The 22,240-nt window shown below is 65.3% G+C and carries 23 protein-coding genes; 18 read left to right on the top strand and 5 right to left on the bottom strand.

Features of this window, described 5'->3' with window-relative positions:
• Positions 1–38 precede the first annotated feature (38 nt).
• Positions 39–1,769 carry an OPT/YSL family transporter gene (locus AC1DHL_RS04335; protein WP_478160857.1) on the top strand — a complete coding sequence of 577 codons (1,731 nt, stop codon included), beginning with the start codon at positions 39–41 and terminating at the stop codon, positions 1,767–1,769.
• A gap of 4 nt (positions 1,770–1,773) precedes the next feature.
• Here AC1DHL_RS04335 and AC1DHL_RS04340 read toward each other — a convergent pair whose 3' ends face one another.
• From AC1DHL_RS04340 to AC1DHL_RS04350, 3 genes are all read right to left on the bottom strand, one after another.
• Positions 1,774–2,355 carry a hypothetical protein gene (locus tag AC1DHL_RS04340; protein WP_478160859.1) on the bottom strand — a complete coding sequence of 194 codons (582 nt, stop codon included), beginning with the start codon at positions 2,353–2,355 and terminating at the stop codon, positions 1,774–1,776.
• Entirely contained in the window at positions 2,352–2,963 is a 612-nt protein-coding gene (locus AC1DHL_RS04345) for a hypothetical protein (protein ID WP_478160861.1), read from the bottom strand. The genes AC1DHL_RS04340 and AC1DHL_RS04345 overlap by 4 nt, the downstream gene beginning before the upstream one ends.
• A 260-nt stretch (positions 2,964–3,223) precedes the next feature.
• Entirely contained in the window at positions 3,224–3,715 is a 492-nt protein-coding gene (locus AC1DHL_RS04350; RefSeq protein WP_478104911.1) for an Lrp/AsnC family transcriptional regulator, read from the bottom strand.
• Positions 3,716–3,851: 136 nt separating this feature from the next.
• Between AC1DHL_RS04350 and AC1DHL_RS04355 the strand changes: the two genes are divergently transcribed.
• The 5 genes from AC1DHL_RS04355 (at position 3,852) to AC1DHL_RS04375 (ending at position 7,161) form a co-directional block, all read left to right on the top strand.
• Positions 3,852–4,868 (top strand): 1-aminocyclopropane-1-carboxylate deaminase, encoded by a 1,017-nt coding sequence (locus tag AC1DHL_RS04355; RefSeq protein ID WP_478160863.1) that lies wholly within the window; start codon positions 3,852–3,854, stop codon positions 4,866–4,868.
• Between the two features lie 129 nt (positions 4,869–4,997).
• On the top strand, positions 4,998–5,849 hold the full coding sequence (locus AC1DHL_RS04360) for an oxidoreductase (RefSeq protein WP_478160865.1): 852 nt from the start codon (positions 4,998–5,000) through the stop codon (positions 5,847–5,849).
• Positions 5,850–5,899: 50 nt separating this feature from the next.
• Complete coding sequence (locus tag AC1DHL_RS04365) at positions 5,900–6,271, top strand: hypothetical protein (RefSeq protein WP_478160866.1); 372 nt, start codon at positions 5,900–5,902, stop codon at positions 6,269–6,271.
• Positions 6,272–6,296: 25 nt separating this feature from the next.
• Complete coding sequence (locus AC1DHL_RS04370) at positions 6,297–6,728, top strand: MAPEG family protein (protein WP_478104916.1); 432 nt, start codon at positions 6,297–6,299, stop codon at positions 6,726–6,728.
• Positions 6,729–6,747: 19 nt separating this feature from the next.
• On the top strand, positions 6,748–7,161 hold the full coding sequence (locus AC1DHL_RS04375; RefSeq protein ID WP_478160868.1) for a PPC domain-containing DNA-binding protein: 414 nt from the start codon (positions 6,748–6,750) through the stop codon (positions 7,159–7,161).
• Between the two features lie 20 nt (positions 7,162–7,181).
• Here the strand turns inward: AC1DHL_RS04375 and AC1DHL_RS04380 are convergent, their stop codons facing one another.
• Positions 7,182–8,099 carry a LysR family transcriptional regulator gene (locus tag AC1DHL_RS04380; protein ID WP_478160870.1) on the bottom strand — a complete coding sequence of 306 codons (918 nt, stop codon included), beginning with the start codon at positions 8,097–8,099 and terminating at the stop codon, positions 7,182–7,184.
• A 122-nt stretch (positions 8,100–8,221) separates the two neighbouring features.
• Here AC1DHL_RS04380 and AC1DHL_RS04385 point away from each other — a divergent pair, with 122 nt between their 5' ends.
• From AC1DHL_RS04385 to AC1DHL_RS04425, 9 genes are all read left to right on the top strand, one after another.
• Positions 8,222–9,376, top strand: coding sequence for a muconate/chloromuconate family cycloisomerase (locus AC1DHL_RS04385; RefSeq protein WP_478160872.1), 1,155 nt, complete (start codon positions 8,222–8,224; stop codon positions 9,374–9,376).
• Between the two features lie 11 nt (positions 9,377–9,387).
• Positions 9,388–9,678 (top strand): muconolactone Delta-isomerase, encoded by a 291-nt coding sequence (gene catC / locus AC1DHL_RS04390; RefSeq protein WP_478160874.1) that lies wholly within the window; start codon positions 9,388–9,390, stop codon positions 9,676–9,678.
• A 48-nt stretch (positions 9,679–9,726) separates the two neighbouring features.
• Complete coding sequence (locus tag AC1DHL_RS04395) at positions 9,727–10,647, top strand: dioxygenase family protein (RefSeq protein ID WP_478160876.1); 921 nt, start codon at positions 9,727–9,729, stop codon at positions 10,645–10,647.
• 157 nt (positions 10,648–10,804) lie between these two features.
• Complete coding sequence (benA, locus tag AC1DHL_RS04400) at positions 10,805–12,181, top strand: benzoate 1,2-dioxygenase large subunit (RefSeq protein WP_478104926.1); 1,377 nt, start codon at positions 10,805–10,807, stop codon at positions 12,179–12,181.
• On the top strand, positions 12,181–12,666 hold the full coding sequence (benB, locus tag AC1DHL_RS04405; protein WP_478160878.1) for a benzoate 1,2-dioxygenase small subunit: 486 nt from the start codon (positions 12,181–12,183) through the stop codon (positions 12,664–12,666). The genes benA and benB overlap by 1 nt, the downstream gene beginning before the upstream one ends.
• A gap of 25 nt (positions 12,667–12,691) precedes the next feature.
• Positions 12,692–13,708, top strand: coding sequence for a benzoate 1,2-dioxygenase electron transfer component BenC (gene benC / locus AC1DHL_RS04410; RefSeq protein WP_478160880.1), 1,017 nt, complete (start codon positions 12,692–12,694; stop codon positions 13,706–13,708).
• Positions 13,705–14,493, top strand: coding sequence for a 1,6-dihydroxycyclohexa-2,4-diene-1-carboxylate dehydrogenase (locus AC1DHL_RS04415; protein ID WP_478160882.1), 789 nt, complete (start codon positions 13,705–13,707; stop codon positions 14,491–14,493). Before benC ends, AC1DHL_RS04415 begins: the two co-directional genes overlap by 4 nt.
• 42 nt (positions 14,494–14,535) lie before the next feature.
• Positions 14,536–15,933 carry an MFS transporter gene (locus AC1DHL_RS04420; RefSeq protein WP_478160884.1) on the top strand — a complete coding sequence of 466 codons (1,398 nt, stop codon included), beginning with the start codon at positions 14,536–14,538 and terminating at the stop codon, positions 15,931–15,933.
• 43 nt (positions 15,934–15,976) lie between these two features.
• Positions 15,977–16,396: a DUF4189 domain-containing protein gene (locus AC1DHL_RS04425; RefSeq protein WP_478104933.1), complete on the top strand. Its 420-nt coding sequence runs from the start codon at positions 15,977–15,979 to the stop codon at positions 16,394–16,396.
• A 22-nt stretch (positions 16,397–16,418) separates the two neighbouring features.
• Here the strand turns inward: AC1DHL_RS04425 and AC1DHL_RS04430 are convergent, their stop codons facing one another.
• A complete protein-coding gene (locus AC1DHL_RS04430; protein ID WP_478104935.1) occupies positions 16,419–18,056 on the bottom strand; it encodes a 3-(methylthio)propionyl-CoA ligase in 1,638 nt (545 codons plus the stop codon).
• A 150-nt stretch (positions 18,057–18,206) separates the two neighbouring features.
• Between AC1DHL_RS04430 and AC1DHL_RS04435 the strand changes: the two genes are divergently transcribed.
• The 3 genes from AC1DHL_RS04435 to AC1DHL_RS04445 are packed head-to-tail and all read left to right on the top strand — an operon-like array spanning position 18,207 to position 22,119.
• Complete coding sequence (locus AC1DHL_RS04435) at positions 18,207–19,793, top strand: phospholipase D family protein (protein ID WP_478160886.1); 1,587 nt, start codon at positions 18,207–18,209, stop codon at positions 19,791–19,793.
• On the top strand, positions 19,781–21,490 hold the full coding sequence (locus AC1DHL_RS04440) for a SulP family inorganic anion transporter (RefSeq protein ID WP_478160888.1): 1,710 nt from the start codon (positions 19,781–19,783) through the stop codon (positions 21,488–21,490). Before AC1DHL_RS04435 ends, AC1DHL_RS04440 begins: the two co-directional genes overlap by 13 nt.
• The gene (locus tag AC1DHL_RS04445; RefSeq protein WP_478160890.1) at positions 21,487–22,119 is read left to right on the top strand and encodes a LysE family translocator; all 633 of its coding nucleotides are present in this window, start codon (positions 21,487–21,489) and stop codon (positions 22,117–22,119) included. Before AC1DHL_RS04440 ends, AC1DHL_RS04445 begins: the two co-directional genes overlap by 4 nt.
• Positions 22,120–22,240 lie beyond the last annotated feature (121 nt).

Genomic DNA, 22,240 nt, shown 5'->3' on the forward strand with positions numbered 1-22,240 from the left:
CCGACGACGCGGACAAGAGTGCGAGATCATTCGCGTCCATGCACCCACACCAAGGCCCCCGCTGGCGCTGGTTACCCGTCGAGGGCAGCTGGCGATACCACCTGCTCCTGGCCGGGACGGGCATGTTCATTCTGGGGCCGCTGGCCGGCGTGACCGCGGCCTACATGAACTTCTCGCTCGGCTTCTTTGTGGGCGGGCAAGTGCTGGCGGGCCTGCTCGGCTCCGCCGTCACCGCGGGCTACGGCGCGCCGGGGCGCCACGGCGCCAACTACATCCAGACCGCCGCCGCCTCGGTGGCCAGCATGAGCGGTATGGGCGTGCTGCTTCAGGCCATGGCGTGGATGGGCCTGGCGCAGCCGCCGGCCTGGCAGATGGTGCTGTATCTCGCCTGCGTCGGCATGTTCGGCGTCGGCGTGGGCATGCTCTACACGCCGGTGTTGGTGGACAGGATGCGCCTGGCCTTTCCTTCCGGGCTGGCGGTCGCCAACATTCTGCGGGCGCTGACCGACCCCGCGCTCTTGCGGCGCTCGGTGCGGCAACTCGGAGGCGGCATCACTGTCGGATTGATGACGGGCCTGGCTTCGGCCCGCGTGCCGCTGCTGGGCGCCATCGGCCTGTCCGCATCCACCTTCGGCGCGGGGCTCGTGATCGGCGCGCGCATCGGCATCCCCGCGGTCATCGGGGGTCTGATCGGTGTCGTACTGCAGCCGTACTTCGTCTCGATCGGCTGGTTGCAGCCGGGCGACCCGCCGCGCAAGATCATGTTCCTCATTGCCTTGGGCACGATCATGGGCGCTGCGCTGGTGGACATGGCGCTGATCTTCGCGCGAGCCCTTCCGCGCGCGCGACTTCAGGCTGCACGCGATGCGGAGCCGCCGGTCAACGACGATTGGCGGCGCATCAACAGCACGCGCCTCATCCGGTGGGTGCTTTTCTGGGCCGGCGCCACGGTGGCCTGCGGCCATTGGCTGTTGGGACAGCCGCTCTTCTTTCTCGTCGTGGCAGTGGCACTGGTCTTTCTCTTTGCGCTGGTCAACGGCATCTCGGTGGGCGTCAGCGACTCCAATCCGATCTCCTCCGCCTTCGTCGTGACGATCGTCATCCTTGCCGCGCTGGGCTTGCGCGACCCCGGCGTGGGCCTGATGGCCGGCGCGGTGCTGCTGGTGGCGACCAGCGTGGCCTGCGACATGCAGCAGGACCGCTCCACCGGCTGGCGGCTCGGCACCCCGCGCGTCATGCAGTTCCGCTACCAGGTGCTGGGCATCATCGTGGGCGCCACGCTGGCGGTGGTCTTCGCGCGACTGTTCATGGCGGCTTATCCGGTGCTGTTGCAGGACCAGACGGTGCTGAAGGCCGACCAGCAACCGGCCGAGTGGAGTTCTGCCATGACGTACAAGTTCGTCGGCGTGCTGCGAAGCCTGACCAATGACCTGCCGTTCCAGCGCACCGCCATAGGCGTGGGCATCGCGGTTGGCCTGGTCGTGGAGGTATTGCGCAAATGGCTGCGACCGTGCAGCTTCGTGCTCGACGCCATCGTGTTGCCTTCGCCCTATGCGCTTTCCTTCGGCGGCTTCGTCAACCTGCCGACATCGCTGTGGCTCGGTGCGGGCGGCGTCGCCGGCAGCCTGTGGACGGCGCGCGCGCCCGCGCGGCCCGACGTGCCGGAGGACATGAGCAGCGCTTCGCTGTTTGGCGGAGGGTTGATCGCCGGCGATGCGTTGGCCGCGGTGGGGATTGGCGTAGTCAGCTTGCTCGCGGTGTTGACTTAGGGCGCTAGACCGACAGCAGCCGCTGGAAGAACGAGCGGTAGCGTCGCATGGCCACGCGCAGATCCTCGGTGGAGATCGGGTCCGCTTTTGCAACCTGCGCCTCGACGCGGCTGCGCTCCTCTTCAAAGGTCTCGCTCAAGCTTCGCAGGACCTGGTTCACCAGTTCGTCGGCGTTTCGCACCGCCTGCCGCGGGTCGTCGACGAAGCCGATCTGGACGGCGTCCCAGCCGCGGCGGAAATCCTCGGCGACCTCGGTCGAGAGCAGCGGTTCGAGGTCGTCGCCGTCGTCCGGCTTGACCTCGGCTCGGTCATCGATCCTCATGCGGGTCCTCTCGACAGCGCCGTCAGTGGCGGGCTCGACAACACCTTCAGCCACCGGCTCGTCGGCCCATGCGTCCGCGATCCGCTCGGTGGGCTGGTCGTCTTCCCGGTAGGCACCCCGCTCGGCGAGACGGCTCACGCCAACAGGCGTCGTCGTCATCACATCGTCTGGGGCGACGGATCCCGCTACATCGGGTGCCTCGGCGAGCGTCACTGCCTCCGCTTCGGCTTCCCTTGTCTGACGGCGTCTTGAATCGAAAATCATGATCGAACCTCCATCGGCCGCGCAGGCCGGATTGACTGCACAGGCCGTGCGCCCGGCCGTTGCTCACGCACTTCCAGCAACTCATCGAACAGCGCGCGGTAGTGGACCACTGCCTTGCGCAGTTCTTCGGTCTCGACCTCGCCCTGGAGATTGCGCCGGCGGATCTGTTGCGCTGCGCGGTAGTTGCTCACGACGGAAGGGTGATCCACCGAAACGTCCGCTGCCCGGTGCTCGAAATCGGCGAGCGGATAGCCGCGCTTGGCCAGCAGCTCGCGCACGAGCGCATCGGCCTGGTCGACCACACCTCGCGGGTTATCGACGAAATCGGCCTGCAAGGCCGTCCAGGCCGCGCTGAAGCGCGCGGCGTCTGCGGGAGTCAGCGGAACGATGGTCAGGCGTCCGACGCGATCCTCACGGCGCAGCAACTCGGCTTCGGCCTTGGCCCGGCTGTCGTGTGCCTCGACGGCACGTTCGTATTCCGGGCCGAAGCGCGCCCGCAATCGATGCGACTGCTTGCTGCGGCGGATCAAATAGGCAGCCAGTGCAATCAACACGACCGCCGCGACGATGGCGAGCGCGGTCAAGGTCTGCGGGGTCATCCTGTCCATGGCTTGGTCTCCTGAGGCTGAATTGCTGCGCTTGGGCACTTTGAATCAGTAGCGGCTCCATGCTGTTCCGCGGCGGACTTGTGCTCCCGCAGCCCAGGGGAGTTTTGCGCGTGGGAGGCTGCCTACAGCCTCATTGCTTGGCGGCACGCGTTGTCATCGCGCCGCTGTCTCGCGGGCATTTGCGCGGGTCCATACGGGCACCGTCAACCATCATTCGGCGCGTGAACCTGTCGGCATAAGACGACGCCCCCGCAACTGCCTCATGCCTGCAGCGGCAACTGCGTCGTCGACATCACCTGCTTGAGCACCATGAAGGTCCGTATCTGCCGCACACCGGGCAGGTACAGCAGTTGCTCGGCGTGCAAGCGGTTGTAGCTGTCGTTGTCGCGCGTGCGCACGAGCATGAAGTAGTCGAACTCACCGGTGACCACGTGACACTCCAGGCAACCCGACACTTTCTGCACGGCCTTTTCGAAACTGGCGAACGACTCTGGCGTGGAGCGGTCGAGCACCACGCCGATCATCACCAGCGTGCCGAAGTCCAGCGCCGCCGGATCGAGCAGCGCCACCACCTTCTTGATCAGCCCCAGCGACTTGAGTCGCTCGACACGCCGCAGGCAGGCCGGCGCGCTCAGGTTGACCTTGGCAGCGAGCGCCACGTTCGACACCGAAGCATCGCGTTGCAGCGCCCGAAGAATGGCGCGATCGGTTCGGTCCAGTCCATTCTTGTCTTGCAACTTTGTTGTGCTCATGGCGCCTTTCGCAGCATGAATCTCGGTCGTTTGTTCGATCAGCGATTCTTAGTGTCGTGAATCGCCATGATTTTGCAACCCTCGTTCAGGCGATTCTTTCTACGATTCACTTCATCTCTTGAACAAGGAATTCGCAATGAACCTGCACCAATTTCCGCGCTATCCGCTCACCTTCGGGCCTACGCCTATCCAGCCGTTGCGGCGGCTCAGCGCGCATCTGGGCGGCAAGGTCGAGCTCTATGCCAAGCGCGAGGACTGCAACAGCGGCCTGGCCTTCGGGGGCAACAAGACGCGCAAGCTCGAGTACCTGATCCCCGAGGCCATCGAAGGCGGATACGACACGCTCGTGTCCATCGGCGGCATCCAGTCGAACCAGACGCGGCAGGTCGCGGCGGTGGCGGCCCACCTCGGCATGAAATGCGTGCTGGTGCAGGAGAACTGGGTCAACTATTCAGATGCGGTGTACGACCGCGTGGGCAACATCGAGATGTCGCGCATCATGGGCGCGGACGTGCGGCTCGATGCCGCCGGGTTCGACATCGGCATCCGCAAGAGTTGGGAAGACGCGATGGACAGCGTGCGCCAGGCCGGCGGCAAGCCGTTTCCGATTCCCGCGGGCTGCTCCGAGCATCCGAAGGGCGGGCTCGGCTTCGTGGGCTTCGCGGAAGAAGTGCGACAGCAGGAAACGGAGCTCGGCTTCAAGTTCGACTACATCGTCACCTGTTCCGTCACCGGGAGCACGCAAGCCGGCATGGTGGTGGGCTTTGCGGCCGACGGGCGCGCCGATCGCGTGATCGGCATCGACGCATCGGCCAAGCCGCAGCAGACCTTCGACCAGATCTTGCGCATCTCGAGGCACACGGCCGAGTTGGTCGGTCTCGGCCGCGAGATCACGGAGAAGGACGTGGTGCTCGACACGCGCTTCGGTGGGCCGGAGTACGGCCTGCCCAACGAAGGAACGCTCGAAGCGATCCGTCTGAGCGCCCGCATGGAGGCCATGCTCACCGACCCGGTGTACGAGGGCAAGTCGATGCACGGGATGATCGAGAAGGTGAGGCTCGGCGAATTTCCCGCGGGCTCGAAGATTCTCTATGCGCATCTTGGCGGCGTGCCGGCCCTCAACGCCTACAGCTTCCTCTTTCGCAACGGCTGAGTGCGATGGACTGCCATCGGCGAGGTCCTACGCTGGCCTGCCGATCGCATGGCTAGACTGCTGGGTTCGCGCCCTGACAACGGGCTTTCTCCTGATCATTGCTTCACCAACGTTCAAAGGAGCCTCCTCATGATGAATCGATCCGAACCTGTCTGGCTGATCACCGGCTGCTCCACCGGCTTCGGCCGTGAACTGGCCAAGCTGGTGCTGGCGCGTGGATGGCGTGCCGTCGTGACGGCGCGCAAGCCCGAACAGGTCAAGGACATCGCCGAAGGCCATGGCGACAGGGCCCTCGTGCTCCCGCTCGACGTGACCCGACCTGAACAGATCGCCGACGTCGTCGCGCAGGCGAAGCAGCGCTTCGGCCGCATCGACGCATTGGTCAACAACGCGGGCTACGGCTATCTCGCAGCCATCGAGGAAGGCGAAGACGCGGAGGTTCGCGCGATGTTCGAGACCAATGTCTTCGGCCTGATCGACATGACCAAGGCGGTCCTTCCGACCATGCGCGCGCAGAAGAGCGGGCTCATCGTCAACGTGTCGTCGATTGGCGGCCTCTCGAGCTTTGCCGCAACCGGCTACTACCACGGCACCAAATACGCGGTCGAAGGCATTTCCGAATCGCTGGCGACCGAAGTCAAGCCATTGGGGATCGATGTGCTGATCGTCGAGCCGGGTCCGTTTCGCACGAACTGGGCCGGCCCTTCCATCAAGCAGTCCGCCACGCGCATCGACGCGTACGACGCGACCGCTGGCGAGCGCCGCAAGCAAACCGAGGCGCGCAGCGGCAACCAGGCGGGCGATCCGGTTCGCGCGGCCCAGGCCATCATCGACGCCGCGCTCTCCGATACCCCGCCCTTGCGGCTGCTGCTGGGCAAGACGGCGCTGGAACTGGCACGCAAGAAGCTCGATTTCATGCGCGGCGACTTCGATCGGTGGGAGTCGACCACGCTCGGCGCCGACTTCCCCGCTGGCGGCTGATCGCAAACGTGGCAGCATGATGCTTCGTCATCCCATCGAGGAGCAGCACCATGACCCGAAGTCGCCTGCGCGCCGCGATCTTCTGCGCCGCATGGGGAGCCAGCGCGGCGGCACTCGCCCAGCAGACAGCCGATCCAGCCACCGCCCAGCAGCGCTATGACCGCGCGATCGCCTACTGCAACAACGCCAACCTGCCGCGTCCGGAGCGCGATGCCTGCGTGCGCGACGCAGGAAGGGCCCTGGACCGGGCCCGCGGCGGCCTGGCCCCCAACGTCGACGTTATCTCGCCCGATGGCCGCTCGACCGTGGTGATGCCGGACAACGCGCCGCCGCCCCAGGGCAACGATGACACCGTGACCTCGCCCGACGGCCGCTCCACGATCGTGCTGCCCGCTGGCGGCGACCGGCCAATGCCCCAATGAGCGTTTCGCGGCCGACAATTCGCGGATGTCGATGCGTGCCGCTGAAATCCTCTACCCGGTTCTCGCGCTGGCGGCCTGGACCGGCCTCGTGCTGTTGCTGATTCCCGTCGCGCGATTTCGCGCGGGCCATCGGCGCGAAGTCACCTTCCTGGACTTCAGGTTCGGGGAATCGGCGTCCGTGCCGACACGGGTGAGCATTCCCAATCGGAACTACATGAACCTGCTCGAAGCGCCGATGCTGTTCTATGTCGTGTGCCTGCTGTTGTACGTCACTTCCGGCGTGACGCTTCAGGCCCTCGTGCTGGCATGGGCGTACGTCGCACTGCGCATTGTTCACAGCCTGATTCACCTGACCTACAACCGGGTTCCGCATCGGCTGGCCGCGTTTGCCGCCAGCAACGGCGTTCTCGCCGCGCTTTGGGTGGCCGCGGGCGTGCATGTCGTTTCCAGTGCGTAGCCCGCCGTACGCTTCGCGAATGCACCCACTGCCCGTTCGCCTTCCGCCCGGCTGCGATCTCAGGCGCGCGCTGGAGACGCTTTGCCGTGATCAATTCCAGAATGGCGCCTTCGTGCTTTGCGGCATCGGCAGTCTCATCGATCCAAGACTTCGGCTGGCCGGGGAGAGCGACGAAGCGTGTTACGAAGGCCCATTCGAGATCCTCACCCTGACCGGCACCGTGACCCCACAGGGCGCGCATCTGCACATGAGCATCGCGTCTTCGGAAGGAGATGTCAGGGGCGGGCACGTCGTGTACGGCAATGTGGTCAGGACCACGGCCGAACTGCTGCTTGTGCAGGCATCGGATTGGGAGTTGCTGCGCGAGCATGATGCAGCGACCGGCTTCCTCGAACTGGTCGCGCGCCGTCGGCCAGTCAAGAACAAGCCTTGATCGGACCTTGATCCGCCGCCCTATTCCGCCCGCCTGCCCATGCTGCGTACAGAGCTCGGCAAAGACCGAACCATCTCGGCCAGATAGGTCGTCAGCTCGGATTCATCGTTCCGGCGGCGATTCATGATCACGGGCGTCGTCACGCCTTCGTCGCTCAAAGGCAGGTAGAGAACGCCTTCCCGGTGCAGGTTCTGCACCGACTGCGGCACCAGCGCATAGCCGAGGCCGGCAACCACGAGCCCGATGGCGGTCTGCACCTCGTTGGCCTCCAGCGCGATCATGGGCTTCAATCCACGCGACTGGAACATTTCCAGCACCTGGTCGGCATAGCTCGGCCGTGGTTTTGCGGGGTACAGCAGGAGCGGCTCCGTCGCCAGTTTGGCCAGGCTGATCTTCTTGTGCTTGACCAGGCGGTGGTTCACGGGCAAGGCCACCATCACGGGCTCCTCGCGGACCAGTTCGCCAACAACGTCATCGTCGTCGAAGTTCAGCCGCCCGAAGCCCACGTCGATGCGGCCCGCCTTGAGGCCCTCCACCTGCTGCACCGTCGTCATCTCGTAGAGGTTCAACTCGACCGTCGGCTGGGCTGCGCGGAATTGCCGGATCACGTCCGGCAACTTGCCATACAACGTGGAGGGCGCGAAGCCGATCGCGTACCAGGTGCGCCGGCCGCCGGCGATGCGTACCGTTGCGGCTTGCACCTCCGCCATGCGATCGAGCATCTGCTGCGCCTGGATCTGGAAGAATCGACCGGCCGGCGTGAGACGCAGCGGCCGCGAACTGCGGTCCAGCAGCTCCGCACCAAGTTCCTCTTCGAGCGTGCGGATCTGTCGGCTCAAGGGCGGCTGTGCAATGTGCAACTGCTCGGCCGCGCGGCTGAAGTTCAGTTCGCGCGCGACCGCGCAGAAATAGCGCAAGTGACGCAATTCGAGGTGCATGGAATCTCCTGTTCGAAGAATGCGCGGGTCAGTGGAAACCCGATGTCTCCATACCTTGAAGGTATTTTGCCGGACCCAATCGATATTGGACCAAAGGCATCGTGAAGACGAACATTCAACCCATGAACACGAGCCCCACCATTCAATCCATCGAAGCCGTCCTGGTCGACCTGCCGACCATCCGCGCGCACAAGCTGGCCATGACCACCATGATGCGCCAGACGCTCGTGATCGTTCGCCTCGTCTGCAGCGACGGCCTCACCGGCATCGGCGAGGCCACCACCATCGGCGGCCTCGCCTACGGCGACCAGAGCCCGGAAAGCATCAAGAGCGCGATCGACAACTACCTCGCCCCGCTGCTGGTCGGCACGGACGCGACCGGTGTCAACGTCGCGATGCAGCGCGTGTCGGCCGCCGTGCAAGGCAACTCGTTCGCCAAGTCGGCGATTGAAACCGCACTGCTCGATGCGCAGGGCCAACGCCTCGGCCTTCCCGTCCACGCCTTGCTGGGCGGCGCGATGCGCAGTGCGCTTCCTGTCCTCTGGACGCTCGCCAGCGGCGATGCCACACGCGATGTCGACGAGGCGCTTGCCTTGATCGAGGCGCGCCGCCACAAGGTCTTCAAGCTGAAGATCGGCAGCCACCCGCTGGCCGAGGACATTGCCCACGTGCAAGCCATTCGACGCGGTCTTGGCGATGACGTGATGCTCACCGTCGACGTCAACCAGGCTTGGGACGAGACCACCGCCGTGCAAGGTATCGCGGCGCTCGAAGCCATCGGCGTCGGCCTCATCGAGCAACCTGTGGCACGCCGCAATCGCCGTGCATTGCAGCGGCTCGCTTCCCGCTTCGACGTGGCCATCATGGCCGACGAAGCGGTGCACGACGCCATCGATGCCTTCGACCTGGCCGCGAACGCCGCTGCGGACGTCTATGCGCTCAAGATCTCGCAAGCGGGCGGCCTCTGGCCGACCTTGCGTGCCGCGGCCGTTGCCGACGCCGGCGGCGTCGGCATCTACGGCGGCACCTTGCTCGAAGGCAGCATTGGCAGCATCGCCGCCGCCCATGTGTTTGCGGCCTGCCCGACGCTCACCTGGGGCACCGAACTGTTCGGACCCCTGCTGCTCAAGGACGACATCGTCGTCAAGCGTCCCGACTACCGCGATTTCGAGTTGCAACTGCCGCAAGTGCCCGGCCTGGGCGTGGAACTCGATCTCGACAAGCTCAACTTCTATCGCCGCGACCGCGCCTCGCAGTCCGTCGCCGTCACCGCCTGAGGGTCCTCACCATGCTGTTCCACGTCGAAATGACCGTTTGCCTCCCGCACGACATGCCACCGGCGCAAGCCGACCAGCTCAAGGCGCGTGAGAAGGAGATTGCGCAAGGCCTGCAGCGCGACGGCGTCTGGCGCCACCTGTGGCGCGTTGCCGGGCGCTACGCCAACGTCAGCATCTTCGACGTCGCCGACAACGCGGCCTTGCACGACACGCTGATGACGCTGCCCTTGTTCCCCTACATGGATATCGAGGTGCGGCCGCTCTGCCGTCACGCCTCGTCCATCCATCAAGACGACCGCTGACTTCCATCTTTCTTCAACCCACCCCCACGACCCCACGGAGACAAAGCCATGAACGAAATGAGCAAGACCCAGCTGCTGGAAAGAGTCACCCACTCGAACCGGCCCAACGGCAACCCGCGCGTCCAGACGATCACGGCGCGCATCGTCGGTGACCTTTTTCGGGCGATCGACGACCTGGACATCCAGCCCGACGAGTTCTGGGCTGGCGTCGACTGGCTTTCGCGCCTGGCATCGAGCGGCCAGGCCGGCCTGATCACCGCCGGCCTCGGCTTCGATCGCCTGCTGGACATCCGCCTCGACGAAGCCGACGAACGCGCAGGCCGCAATGCCGGCACGCCGCGCGCCATCGAAGGGCCGCTGTATATCGCCGGAGCGCCGCTCGCCAAGTACGAAGTGCGCGTCGATGAAGAAGGCGACGCCAAACGCGGCGAAACGATGGTGATGGAAGGCCGCGTGCTCGACATCCACGGCAAGCCCGTGGCTGGCGCGATCGTCGATGTGTGGCACGCCAACGAACTGGGCCGCTATTCGCATTTCGATCCGGACCAGGCCGAGTACGCCCTGCGCCGCCGCATCGAGACCGATGCCGAAGGCCGCTATCGCTTCCGCAGCTTCCTGCCGCCGGGCTATGCGATTCCCCCGGACAGCCCGACCTCGGAGTTGTTCACCGCGATCGGACGCCACGGCAACCGTCCGGCGCACATCCACTTCCTCGTGGTCGCACCGGGCCTGCGCACGCTCACGACGCAAGTCAACGTTCCGGGCGACAGCTTCATCGACGATGACTTCGCCTTCGCGACGCGTGACGGGTTGATCCTCCAGCTCGAGAAGAACACGCCTGCCAAGGGTTACGAATCGCTCGGCGTGAACGAACCCTTCACCCGTGTGCCGTTCGACTTCGTCATGCAGCCGGCCGTTGACGAGAGCGAGGCCTCTCCCCAGGCCCGCGTGGCCCGCGCCGTCGGCTGATCCGACGCTGCTGCTCCTGAGCCGGCAGGGCTGGCCGGCCAGGAGTCCATTCCAGCCCATTTCCATACCGATCGTCGATGCGTGAAGCAGCGTGCTTCGGCCTGGCGACGACCGCCTTTCAGTGAATTCCCATTCGCTTACCTCCGAGGAGACACGCATGATCCCCATCTACCCCGTCCCGTCGACGCCGAACCTCGCCAAGCTCGACGCCTTGCTCGAAGACGATCCGGTCGAACACAAGTACCGCCTCGACCGTTCCGTCTTCACCGATGAGCAGTTGTTCGACCTGGAGATGAAGCACATCTTCGAAGGCAACTGGGTCTACCTGGCGCACGAAAGCCAGATCGCCAATGTCAACGACTACCTGACCGTGTATGTCGGCCGGCAACCGGTCGTCATCACGCGCAGCAAGGACGGCAAGCTGAACGCGCTGGCCAACACCTGCACACACCGCGGCGCCATCCTGTGCCGTCACAAGAAGGGCAACAAGTCCAGCTTCACCTGTCCGTTTCACGGCTGGACTTTCAACAACGCAGGCAAGCTGCTGAAGGTCAAGGACAACAGCGCCGAGGCCGGCTACCCCTCGAGCTTCAACTGCGAAGGCAGCCATGACCTGGCGAAGCTCGGCGCGTTCGAGAACTACCGCGGCTTCCTGTTCGGCAGCGTCAACCCTGACGTCGTGCCGCTGAAGGAACACCTGGGCGAGGCCGCCAAGATCATCGACATGATCGTCGACCAGTCGCCCGACGGCCTCGAAGTGCTGCGCGGTGCTTCCACCTACACCTTCGACGGCAACTGGAAGCTCGGCGCGGAGAACGGCGCCGACGGCTACCACGTGTCGTCCGTGCACTGGAACTACGCGGCCACCACCAGCCGCCGCAGCGTCGACGGCAAGGTCGACACCGTGAAGGCCATGAACGCAGGCAAGTGGGCGCAGCAAGGCGGCGGCTCCTACACCTTCAAGCACGGCCATCTGCTGCTGTGGACGAACTGGGCGAACCCGGAAGACCGTCCGCTGTACTCGAAGCGGGACGAGTGGATCGGCAAGTTCGGCGAAGCGCGCACCGACTGGATGCTGGGCAAGTCCCGCAACCTGTGCCTTTACCCCAACGTCTATTTGATGGACCAGTTCAGCTCGCAGATTCGCATCGTGCGGCCGATCTCGGTCAACAAGACGGAAGTGACGATCTATTGCATCGCGCCGAAGGGCGAGGCGCCGGAAGCACGCACGCGGCGCCTGCGCCAGTACGAGGATTTCTTCAACGCGACCGGCATGGCCACGCCCGACGACCTGGAGGAGTTCCGCTCCTGCCAGCACGGCTACGGCGCGCGCGCTGTGAAGTGGAACGACATGAGCCGCGGCGCCACGCACTGGATCAAGGGGCCCGATGCCACCGCCGACCTGATCGACCTCAAGCCTGACCTCAGTTGCGTGAAGACCGAGGACGAAGGCCTCTACATCGGACAGCACGAGTACTGGCTCGACACGATGAAGAAGGCCGTGGTTGCCGAACACGCCGCAGGAGGCCAGTGATGTTGACCTACCAGCAACTCCAGGCCTTCGTCTACTCGGAAGCCCGCGCGCTCGACGAACACCGCTGGGCCGACTGGCTTGCGTACTACGCGGACGACGCCGAATTCTTCATGCCCTCGTGGGATGACGACGACAAGCTAACGACGGATCCGCACAACGAGGTCTCGTTGATCTACTACCCCGACAAGCAGGGCCTCGAGGACCGCGTCTTCCGCATCCAGACCGAGCGCTCCAGCGCCACGATGCCTGACACACGAACGGGCCATGCGATCAACAACCTCGAGGTGCTGTCGCAGGACGAAGAGCAATGCGTCGTGTCCTTCAACTGGACCACGCACAGCTTCCGCTACGACATCGTCGACGTCTACTTCGGCAGCTCGCAATACACGCTCGACACGCGGGGCGAGAAGCCGCTGATCAAGCGCAAGTACGTGGTGCTGAAGAACGACTACATCCACCACCTGCTCGACATCTATCACATCTAGCTTTTCAAGGGTCAAGGAGACAACCATGACGTACAACATCGCCCTGCAGTTCGAGGACGGCGTCTCGCGCATCATCCCGTGCGAGCCCAACGAACTGGTCGCCGACGCCGCGTACCGCGCCAAGATCAACATCCCGCTCGACTGCCGCGACGGCGCCTGCGGCACCTGCAAGTGCCACTGCGAGAGCGGCAGCTTCACCATGGGCGACTACATCGAGGATGCGCTCGCCGACGACGAGGCCGAGAACGGCTATGTGCTGACCTGCCAGATGAGGCCCACGTCCGATTGCGTAGTGCGTGTGCCGGCATCGTCGGCGGCGTGCAAGACGGAAGTCGGCGCGCACGGCGGCAAGCTGACGCGGATCGAACGCGATTCGGCAACGACCGTCTCGTTCGAGCTGAAAGCCGAGCGCCCCCTGGCATTTCTGCCGGGTCAATACGTGAACCTGATGGTGCCGGGCAGCAAGGAGACGCGCTCGTATTCCTTCAGTTCCGCACCGAACAAGTCCGAACTGGCCTTCCTGATCCGCGACGTGCCCGACGGACTCATGAGCACCTACATGCGCCAGAAGGCGCAGCCCGAGGACTTCATGATGTTCACGGGCCCCTATGGCAGTTTCTACCTGCGCCCGGCTGTGCGCCCGATCCTGATGCTCGCGGGCGGCACCGGCCTTGCGCCCTTCCTGTCGATGCTGCTCTGGTTGAAGGACAACCCGACGGACCATCCGATTCGCCTTGCCTACGGTGTCAACACGAATGACGACCTGGTCGAACTCGAGACCCTGGCCGAGCTGAAGGCGAGCCTGCCGAACTTCGAGTTCTTCACCTGCGTGGTCGACCAGGAAAGCGGGCATCCCAGGCAAGGCTATGTGACCCATCACCTCTCGAGCGCTGACCTGCACGACGGCAACGTCGATGTGTACGTGTGCGGCCCGCCGCCGATGGTGGAAGGCGTGCGCAAATGGATGTCCGGTGTCGGCGTCACGCCCAGGAGCTTCCACTTCGAGAAGTTCTCGTCGGCCAACGAAGCGGTGGAAGCATGAACCCGGACCGCTTCAAGAACAAGGTCGTCATCGTCACCGGCGCGGCGCAAGGCATTGGCCGTGGTGTCGCCCTGCGCGTGGCGGCCGAAGGCGGGACCGTGCTGGCCGTCGACCGCGCCGAGATCGTCGAGGAGGTCGTCGCGGAAATCAACGAGGGCGGCGGCACTGCGGCGGCCTTCCAGGCCGATCTCGAAACCTTCGCGGGTGCGCAGGCCATGGTGGCGGAATGCCTGGCTCGGTTCAAGCGCCTCGATGTGCTCATCAACAACGTCGGCGGCACGATCTGGGCCAAGCCCTACGAGCACTATGAAGAGGCGCAGATCGAAGCCGAGATCCGACGCTCGCTGTTCCCGACGCTCTGGGCCTGCCGCGCCGCGCTGCCGTTCATGGTCGAGCAGAAGCGCGGTGTCATCGTCAATGTCTCGTCGGTCGCCACGCGCGGTGTGCACCGCGTGCCGTATTCGGCGGCCAAGGGCGGCGTCAATGCGCTGACCGCATCGCTGGCGATGGAGCACACGCGCAACGGCATCCGTATCAACGCCACCGCGCCGGGCGGAACCGACGCGCCGCCGCGTCGCGTGCCGCGCAACCAGTCCCAGGCCAAGCCCAGTGCGCGCGAGACCGCCTGGTACCAGGGCGTGGTCGATCAGACGGTGGATTCCAGCCTCATGCACCGCTACGGGACGATCGACGAGCAGGTCGGGCCCATCCTGTTCCTGGCATCGGACGATGCCTCCTACATCACGGGAACTGTCGTACCGGTCGCCGGCGGCGATCTCGGCTGACGCCGCGACGGTCTTTATTCACCCCACACATCGAGACAAACCATGCGCCACATCGATCTCCACAAGCTGGCCGACGAGGCCCGCTTCAATCGCTTCCACGGGCTGGTTCTCTTCTGGTGCGCCCTCATCATCATCTTCGATGGCTACGACCTCGCGGTGGCCGGCATTGCGCTGCCTTCGATCATGAAGGAGATGGGCGTGAGCCCGACGAACGCCGGCTTCATGGTCAGCTCCGCGCTGTTCGGCATGATGTTCGGCGCTGTCTTCCTGGGGACCATCGCGGACAAGATCGGCCGGCGACGCGCGATCGTCATCTGCATTGCACTGTTCAGCGCCTTCACCGCGGCCGCTGGCCTGACCCACGAGCCCGTCAGCTTCAGCGTGATGCGCTTCATGGCCGGGCTCGGCATCGGCGGCGTGATGCCGAACGTGGTCGCCCAGATGACCGAGTACTCACCGCGCAAGATCCGCAGCACGATGGTCACGCTGATGTTCAGCGGCTATGCCGTTGGCGGCATGCTGGCCGCGCTGCTCGGCAAGGGACTGATCGAAGCCTATGGCTGGTCGTCGGTGTTTCTTGCGGCAGGCTTGCCGATATTGCTGATCCCCGCGATCCTGAAATCGATGCCCGAGTCGATGCCCTTTCTCATCAAGGCGAATCGACTCGACGAATTGCAGCGCCTCGCGTCGCGCCTCGATCCGACCTACAGGCCAGGTGCCGGCGACAATTTCGCGCTGCCGCGCGAGGACAAGGCCGTGAGCGCGCCGATCGGTCGCCTGTTCCAGGAAGGCCGCGGGTTCAGCACCGTGATGTTCTGGATCGCGTTCTTCATGTGCCTGTTCATGGTGTACGCCCTCAGTTCGTGGCTGACCAAGCTGATGGCCACCGCCGGCTACAGCCTCGGATCGGCCCTGACCTTCGTGCTCGTGCTGAACTTCGGCGCCATGATCGGCGCGGTGGGCGGAGGCTGGCTCGCCGACCGCTTTCACATCAAATATGTCCTGGTAGGCATGTATGCGCTGGCGGCGGTGTCGATCACGCTGTTGGGCTATCGCGTTCCGACGGAAGCGCTGTTCCTGCTCGTCGGCCTGGCCGGCGCGTCGACCATCGGAACGCAGATCGTGACCTACGCCTACGTGGGCCAGTTCTATCCGATGGCGGTGCGTGCCACAGGTATCGGCTGGGCCTCCGGCGTGGGGCGAAGTGGCGCCATCCTCGCCCCGATCGTGATCGGCAGCCTTGTCGGCCTGGCACTCCCCCTGCAGCAGAACTTCATGGCGATTGCGATCCCGGCGGTGATAGCGGCAATCGCGGTCGCCTTGATCGACCATGGTCGCTCGACGGGTGCCCAACACGCGGATTCTTCGGTTGCGCGTCGCGAGAGTTCGATGGATCCCTCGAAATCCGTCGTACCCGGGCCGAGGACTTCTTCACCATGATTCAACGACTGCGCGCGATCCGCCAGGCGCTAAGCTTTCAGGGATGAACCTTCGATTTCGCGCCGCCCGCGTCCTTGCCGTGCTGGTGTTCCTGTTCAGTTGTGGCCTGGCCGACATCGCCGTCACTCCAGCCCATGCCGATCCCGGCTCCAACCCCAGCTGGGGCGCCATCGCGGCGATGTCCGGGTGGTACGGCTTCTCGTACAACCACCCTTCTCGCGAAGCGGCGGAGCGCGCGGCACGCGCCCAATGCGACCGCGCGGCGGGCCGTGCCAACACTTGCGTCGTCCGCGCGTACTTCGATCGCACATGCGGCGCGCTCGCGACGGGCAACTTTGGGGAATGGGGCACGGCCGTCGCTCCGACGGCGAGCGCCGCCGGCAAGGCCGCCGTGACCGAGTGCGACAACCATCTTCCGACGGAGCCTTGCAAGATGGTCGTCAGCGTCTGTTCGCCGCGCTGAGCGCGATCGGCTGGCTGCAGGCTCAGGCCGTGGGCAGCTTGTAGTCGCGAAACTGCTCGCGCAGCTTCGTCTTGAGCAGCTTGCCTGTCGCGGTATGCGGCAGTTCGTCGACGAACACCACGTCGTCGGGCAGCCACCACTTGGCGATGCGGCCGGCGAGGAATTCGAGCACAGCCTCCTTGCCGACATCGGCGCCCGGGCGCTTGACGACCAGCAGCAGCGGACGTTCTCCCCACTTGGGATGCGCGACGCCGATGATCGCCGCCTCGGCCACGCCAGGGCAGCCCATGGCCGCATTCTCGACATCGATGGACGAGATCCATTCACCGCCCGACTTGATCACGTCCTTCGCGCGGTCCACCAGTTGCAGGAAGCCGTCGGGGTCGATGGTCGCGACATCGCCCGTGCTGAAGAAACCTTCGTCGTCGATCACCACGCCGCCCTCGGACCTGTAGTAGCCGCTGGCGATCCAGGGCCCACGCACCCGCAGGTGGCCGAAGGCCTGGCCGTCCCACGGCAGCGGCTTGCCTTCGTCGTCGACGATCTTCAGGTCGACGCCCCACACACCGCGACCTTGCTTGAGCTTGACCTTCACCAGCGCTTCGCCGGAAAGCGCCTGTTGCTTCGGCAGCAGCTTGCTGATGACGCCAATGGGGCTGGTCTCGGTCATGCCCCAGCCCTGCACCACCTCTACGCCCAACTGGCCCTCGAAGCGCTCCAGCATCGCTCGCGAGACAGCCGCGCCGCCGATCCCCACGCGCTTCAGCGACAGCGCCGCCGTATCGAGATCGGGATTGGCATCGAGGTACTGGAAGAACATCAGCCAGACGGTGGGCACGCCTTGAGAGAAGGTCACCTTCTCGTCGCGTATCAGCTCGTAGACGCTCTTGCCGTCGAGGAACTGGCCCGGCAGGACGAGCTTCGCGCCGACCATCGCCGCACCATACGGCGCGCCCCAGGCATTGGCGTGGAACATCGGCACGATCAGCATCAGCGTCTCGCCCGAATTGATGCCGAAGGTGTCCGGCGCGAGTTCCATCAGCGCATGCAGCACGGTCGAGCGATGTGAATACAGCACGCCCTTGGGATTGCCGGTTGTGCCCGAGGTGTAGCAGAGCGACGAGGCGGTGCGCTCGTCGAATTCGGGCCAGGCGTAGTCGGTGCTTTGCGCGGCGACGAGTTCGTCGAAGCTGCGCAGGTTCGGCAACGAAGTCGCGGGCAGGTGCTCGCGCCCGCACAGCGCGATGAAGTGCTTCACTGTCTTGAAGCGAGGCGCGAGCTTTTCGACGAGCGGCGCAAAGCATGCGTCGAAGAACAGCACCCCGTCCTCTGCGTGGTTCACGATGTAGTCGATCTGGTCCGGAAAGAGCCGTGGATTCACGGTATGCAGCACGGCGCCGGAGCCCGATACGCCGTAGTAAAGCGCCAGATGCCGGTCGGAGTTCCAGGCCAGCGTGGCCACCCTGTCGCCCTGCCGCACGCCCAGGTCGCGCAACAGGCCGGCGACCTGGCGGGCCTGGTCGCGAACGCCGCGCCAGGTGGTGCGGTGTGTTCCCCCCTCGGGCCGGCGCGAGACGATCTCGGTCGCCGGGTGGAAGGTGGCCGCATGCTCCACCAGCGAAGAGATCAGCAACGGCCGATCCTGCATCAGTCCCAACATGGTCTTGTCTCCTTGGCTTCCCGGCCTTTCGCGGCCTTTTGCTGATTTGTACTATGGAAATGCGGTTTCGCATCTCAGTTGATTCGCCAGCATCGCGCGGCATGATGGGAGCATTCGCCGCCCGGCCGACATGCAACCCGGAGAAGACACGTGAACCCCATCGACACAGCTGATCGTCACGTCGCTCGTCCCCTCCTGAGCAGTGCGTTGCGGGCTGTCGGCGCCGGCGCCGCCGCATTGCTGCTCGTGCTCGCCACCGGCTGCGCGGGACTGCCCTCCCAGCAGGACCGCCCCGCGACTTACGCACTCGCCCCTTCCGCCGACAGCCCGCTGGGACGTGCCATCGAACCCCAGGCGAAGGCGCACCCCGGCAAGACCGGCGTCGTCGCGATCAACGACGGGCACGTCGCCTTCGGCGTCAGGGCAGCGCTCGCGCAGGCCGCGACACGGTCGATCGACATCCAGACCTTCATCTGGCACAACGATGCGACGGGCACGCTTCTCTTCGACGAAGTCATGCGCGCTGCCGAACGCGGCGTGCGCGTGCGAATCCTGCTGGACGACCTGAACACCACCGGGCTCGACCCGACCCTTGCGCTGCTCGCATCGCAGCCGAATCTGGAACTGCGCCTCTACAACCCCTTCGCCGGACGCAGCGCCCGATCGCTCGGCTTCCTCGCGGACTTCACGCGCCTGAACCATCGCATGCACAACAAGTCGTTCACCGTCGACAACGTGGTCGCGGTCGTCGGTGGGCGCAACATCGCGGACGAGTATTTCGAGGCGGGCGCGGAAACGGGTCTCGTCGACCTCGACATCATCGCGATCGGCGACGTGGTCCGGTCGGTCTCGGCCGAGTTCGACCTGTTCTGGAACAGTGCCTCCGCCTACCCCGCGACGAAGATCCTCGCCGGCGTCACACCGGAATCCCGCGAGGCGCTCGCACGTCGCGCGCAGACGGTGCGCGACGATCCGGTGACGGCCAAGTACGCCGAGGCCATCGCCCACACGGACATCGTCCAGCGCTTGCTGGCCCGCACGGTGAATCCGGAATGGACGACGGCGACCGTCGTGCACGACGATCCCGAAAAGACGCTGAGCGCAGGCAAGCATCCGGAACTGCTCCTGCTGCCGAGGCTCCAGACGGCGTTCGGCAAACCCGCCAAGTCGCTCGATCTGATCTCGCCCTACTTCGTGCCCGGAGATGCCGGCACCCAGGCGCTGACCGACCTGGCCAAGCGAGGCGTGCAGGTGCGCGTGCTGACGAATTCGCTCGCCGCGACCGACGAGAAGTCGGTGCATGCCGGCTACATCAAGCATCGCAAGGAACTCCTGGCGGCTGGCGTGCAACTCTTCGAACTGAAGCCTGAAGCGGCTCCCATCATGAGCCGCGCCAGCGAGATCGGCCGAGGATCGAAGGCCGGGCTTCACGCCAAGACCTACGCGGTCGATGGTCGAGCCATCTTCGTCGGTTCGTTCAATCTCGATCCGCGCTCCGCCCGCCTCAATACCGAGATGGGCCTCGTGATCGACAGCCCCACGCTCGCTGCGAAGCTCCATACCGTTGTCGAACACGCCTACCCTTCGCTGGCGTACCGCGTCAACATCGACAAGGACGGGAACGTCACGTGGCTCGATGCCGACGGCAAGGTGTTCACCGTCGATCCGAAGACCGGATGGTTCGAGCGCGCCGTCGTCGACATCGGCGCCAAGCTCCCGATCGAATGGCTGCTGTGACGTCCGGCAGGTCCTTTTCCCGCTGGCTTCCGGGCTGGCGCACGCTGCGCGACTATGACCGGACCTGGCTGCGCCACGACATCGTTGCCGGACTGGTGCTGACGACGATGCTGGTCCCGGTCGGCATCGCGTATGCCGAGGCCTCGGGCGTCGGCGGCATCTACGGCCTCTACGCGACCATCGTGCCCCTTCTGGCGTACGCACTGTTCGGTCCGAGCCGCATCCTCGTGCTCGGTCCGGACTCGGCGCTGGCGGCGCTGATTCTCGCGGTCGTGTTTCCGCTCTCGGGTGGCGACCCGATGCGCGCCATCGCGCTTGCCAGCGCCATGGCCATCGTCTCCGGGCTGGTCTGCATCGCTGCAGGCATCGCGAGACTGGGTTTCGTGACTGAGCTTCTTTCAAAGCCGATCCGCTACGGCTACATGAACGGCATCGCGTTCACGGTCCTGCTGAGCCAGTTGCCGAAGCTCTTCGGGTTCTCCGTCGAATCGGAGGGGCCGCTTCGGCAGCTCTGGGCGTTCATCGAAGGCGTGTTCTCGGGACGGACGAATAGCGCGACGCTCGCCGTCGGCGCCGGCACGCTCGCGACCATCCTGGTCTTGCAACGGAAGCCACGCGTGCCGGCCGTGTTGATCGGCGTGGTCGGCGCCACGCTGGTCGCCGGCGTGTTCGATCTGTCGACGCGCGTCGGCCAGTCGGTGCTCGGACCCCTGCCCCAAGGCCTGCCGGCTGTTTCGGTGCCGATCATCGGAGTGAACGACATCGGGCCCGTGCTGCTCGGCGGCCTGGCCATCGCACTGGTCTCTTTCGCCGACACGAGCGTGCTGTCGCGCGTCTTCGCCGCGAGAACGCAGACGAATGTCGATCCCAATCAGGAAATGATCGGCCTCGGTGCCGCGAATCTCGCATCGGGCTTCTTCCAGGGCATTCCGATCAGCAGCAGCTCGTCGCGCACGCCGGTCGCCGAAGCCGCCGGCGCGCGAACCCAGCTCACCGGCATCGTCGGCGCCCTCGCGATCACGGCGCTGCTGCTCGTCGCACCGAACCTGCTGCGCAACCTGCCCGGTGCGGCGCTCGCGGCGGTCGTCATCGCCTCGGCCATCGGACTCATCGAGATCACCGACCTGCGCCGCATCTATCGCATCCAGCGATGGGAGTTCTGGCTGTCGATCATCTGCTTCGCGGGCGTCGTGGTGTTCGGTGCCATCCAGGGTATCGGCATCGCGGTGGCCATCGCGGTGATCGAGTTTCTGTGGGATGGTTGGCGTCCGCATTCGGCAGTGCTCGGGCGCGTACGCGGCGTGAGGGGCTACCACGACATCACGCGATACCCGCAAGCGGAGCGCATTCCGGGCCTCGTGCTGTTCCGGTGGGATGCGCCGCTGTTCTTCGCGAACGCGGAACTCTTCCGGGACCGCGTGACGGCGGCAGTCGCCAGCGCGCCCGCGCCGGTTCGATGGGTCGTCGTCGCGGCCGAGCCCGTGACGAGCGTCGACGTGACCGCCGCCGACATCGTGGCGGAACTGGACGACACCCTGCATGCCCAGGGCATCGAGCTGTGCTTTGCCGAGATGAAGGACCCGGTCAAGGACAAGCTCAAGCGCTTCGGCCTTTTCGCGCGCTTTGGCGCAGAGACCTTTTACGCGACACTCGGCGAAGCCGTCGATGCCTATCTGGACATCCAGGAACGTCCATGAACCTCACTACCCTTGCCGTCTTCACATTGGTCGCCCTGGTGGCGATTGCGACACCGGGACCCACCGTGTTGCTGGCACTCGCGAACGGTTCGCGCTTCGGCGTGCGCCGCTCGCTTCCCGGAATGTTCGGGGCGGTCCTGTCGGATTTCGTGCTCGTCGGCTCTGTTGCCTTGGGGCTCGGTGCGCTGCTTGCGGCGTCGGAGTTCTGGTTCTCCGTCGTGAAATGGGTGGGCGCGGCCTACCTTGCATGGATCGGTCTCAGGCTGCTGCGCTCCAAGGGCAACCTGGATCTTTCGCAGGCGCGAGCGGCGCCGGTGGAAGCCATCGCTCGCCGCGTCTTCGCGAAGTCTTTTCTGGTGGCCGTGACGAACCCCAAGGGCTATCTGTTCTGCACGGCACTGCTGCCGCAGTTCATCGACGCATCTGCGCCGCAATGGCCTCAATACGTCGTGATCGGCCTGATCTTCGCGGGGCTGGACTTCGCGGTGATGCTCGGCTACGCGGTCATCGGCGCCCGCGCCGTGCGGCTTTTGCGCCAGCGGGCGGTGCTGTGGCTGGACCGCTCGTGCGGCGCCGCGCTGCTGGCCTTGGCAGGGTCGTTGGCGTTCTATCGGCGGAGTACGAGCTGAGGCCCGTGGCGCCTTCACCGCTTGAGGCCGTGCGCTTTGAATTGGCGCACCTTCGTTCAGCCGCCTCGGGCAAGGTGTCCAAATTCGTGCCTAAAGGCTAGGCAGCGGGAAGACTGGATCT

The sequence above is a fragment of the Variovorax sp. 10L426 genome (assembly GCF_056395305.1).

Excerpts from the sequence above, each read along its gene's own strand:
- AC1DHL_RS04360 (WP_478160865.1), top strand. The coding sequence starts at position 4,998 with ATGATGAATCGATCCGAACCTGTCTGGCTGATCACCGGCTGCTCCACC.
- AC1DHL_RS04350 (WP_478104911.1), bottom strand. The coding sequence starts at position 3,715 with ATGAGCACAACAAAGTTGCAAGACAAGAATGGACTGGACCGAACCGAT.
- AC1DHL_RS04380 (WP_478160870.1), bottom strand. The coding sequence starts at position 8,099 with ATGCACCTCGAATTGCGTCACTTGCGCTATTTCTGCGCGGTCGCGCGC.
- AC1DHL_RS04340 (WP_478160859.1), bottom strand. The coding sequence starts at position 2,355 with ATGATTTTCGATTCAAGACGCCGTCAGACAAGGGAAGCCGAAGCGGAG.
- benB (WP_478160878.1), top strand. The coding sequence starts at position 12,181 with ATGTTGACCTACCAGCAACTCCAGGCCTTCGTCTACTCGGAAGCCCGC.
- AC1DHL_RS04345 (WP_478160861.1), bottom strand. The coding sequence starts at position 2,963 with ATGGACAGGATGACCCCGCAGACCTTGACCGCGCTCGCCATCGTCGCG.
- AC1DHL_RS04440 (WP_478160888.1), top strand. The coding sequence starts at position 19,781 with ATGGCTGCTGTGACGTCCGGCAGGTCCTTTTCCCGCTGGCTTCCGGGC.
- AC1DHL_RS04425 (WP_478104933.1), top strand. The coding sequence starts at position 15,977 with ATGAACCTTCGATTTCGCGCCGCCCGCGTCCTTGCCGTGCTGGTGTTC.
- benC (WP_478160880.1), top strand. The coding sequence starts at position 12,692 with ATGACGTACAACATCGCCCTGCAGTTCGAGGACGGCGTCTCGCGCATC.
- AC1DHL_RS04385 (WP_478160872.1), top strand. The coding sequence starts at position 8,222 with ATGAACACGAGCCCCACCATTCAATCCATCGAAGCCGTCCTGGTCGAC.
- AC1DHL_RS04415 (WP_478160882.1), top strand. The coding sequence starts at position 13,705 with ATGAACCCGGACCGCTTCAAGAACAAGGTCGTCATCGTCACCGGCGCG.
- AC1DHL_RS04365 (WP_478160866.1), top strand. The coding sequence starts at position 5,900 with ATGACCCGAAGTCGCCTGCGCGCCGCGATCTTCTGCGCCGCATGGGGA.
- benA (WP_478104926.1), top strand. The coding sequence starts at position 10,805 with ATGATCCCCATCTACCCCGTCCCGTCGACGCCGAACCTCGCCAAGCTC.
- AC1DHL_RS04355 (WP_478160863.1), top strand. The coding sequence starts at position 3,852 with ATGAACCTGCACCAATTTCCGCGCTATCCGCTCACCTTCGGGCCTACG.
- AC1DHL_RS04395 (WP_478160876.1), top strand. The coding sequence starts at position 9,727 with ATGAACGAAATGAGCAAGACCCAGCTGCTGGAAAGAGTCACCCACTCG.
- AC1DHL_RS04375 (WP_478160868.1), top strand. The coding sequence starts at position 6,748 with ATGCACCCACTGCCCGTTCGCCTTCCGCCCGGCTGCGATCTCAGGCGC.
- AC1DHL_RS04445 (WP_478160890.1), top strand. The coding sequence starts at position 21,487 with ATGAACCTCACTACCCTTGCCGTCTTCACATTGGTCGCCCTGGTGGCG.
- AC1DHL_RS04430 (WP_478104935.1), bottom strand. The coding sequence starts at position 18,056 with ATGTTGGGACTGATGCAGGATCGGCCGTTGCTGATCTCTTCGCTGGTG.
- AC1DHL_RS04370 (WP_478104916.1), top strand. The coding sequence starts at position 6,297 with ATGTCGATGCGTGCCGCTGAAATCCTCTACCCGGTTCTCGCGCTGGCG.
- AC1DHL_RS04420 (WP_478160884.1), top strand. The coding sequence starts at position 14,536 with ATGCGCCACATCGATCTCCACAAGCTGGCCGACGAGGCCCGCTTCAAT.
- AC1DHL_RS04335 (WP_478160857.1), top strand. The coding sequence starts at position 39 with ATGCACCCACACCAAGGCCCCCGCTGGCGCTGGTTACCCGTCGAGGGC.
- catC (WP_478160874.1), top strand. The coding sequence starts at position 9,388 with ATGCTGTTCCACGTCGAAATGACCGTTTGCCTCCCGCACGACATGCCA.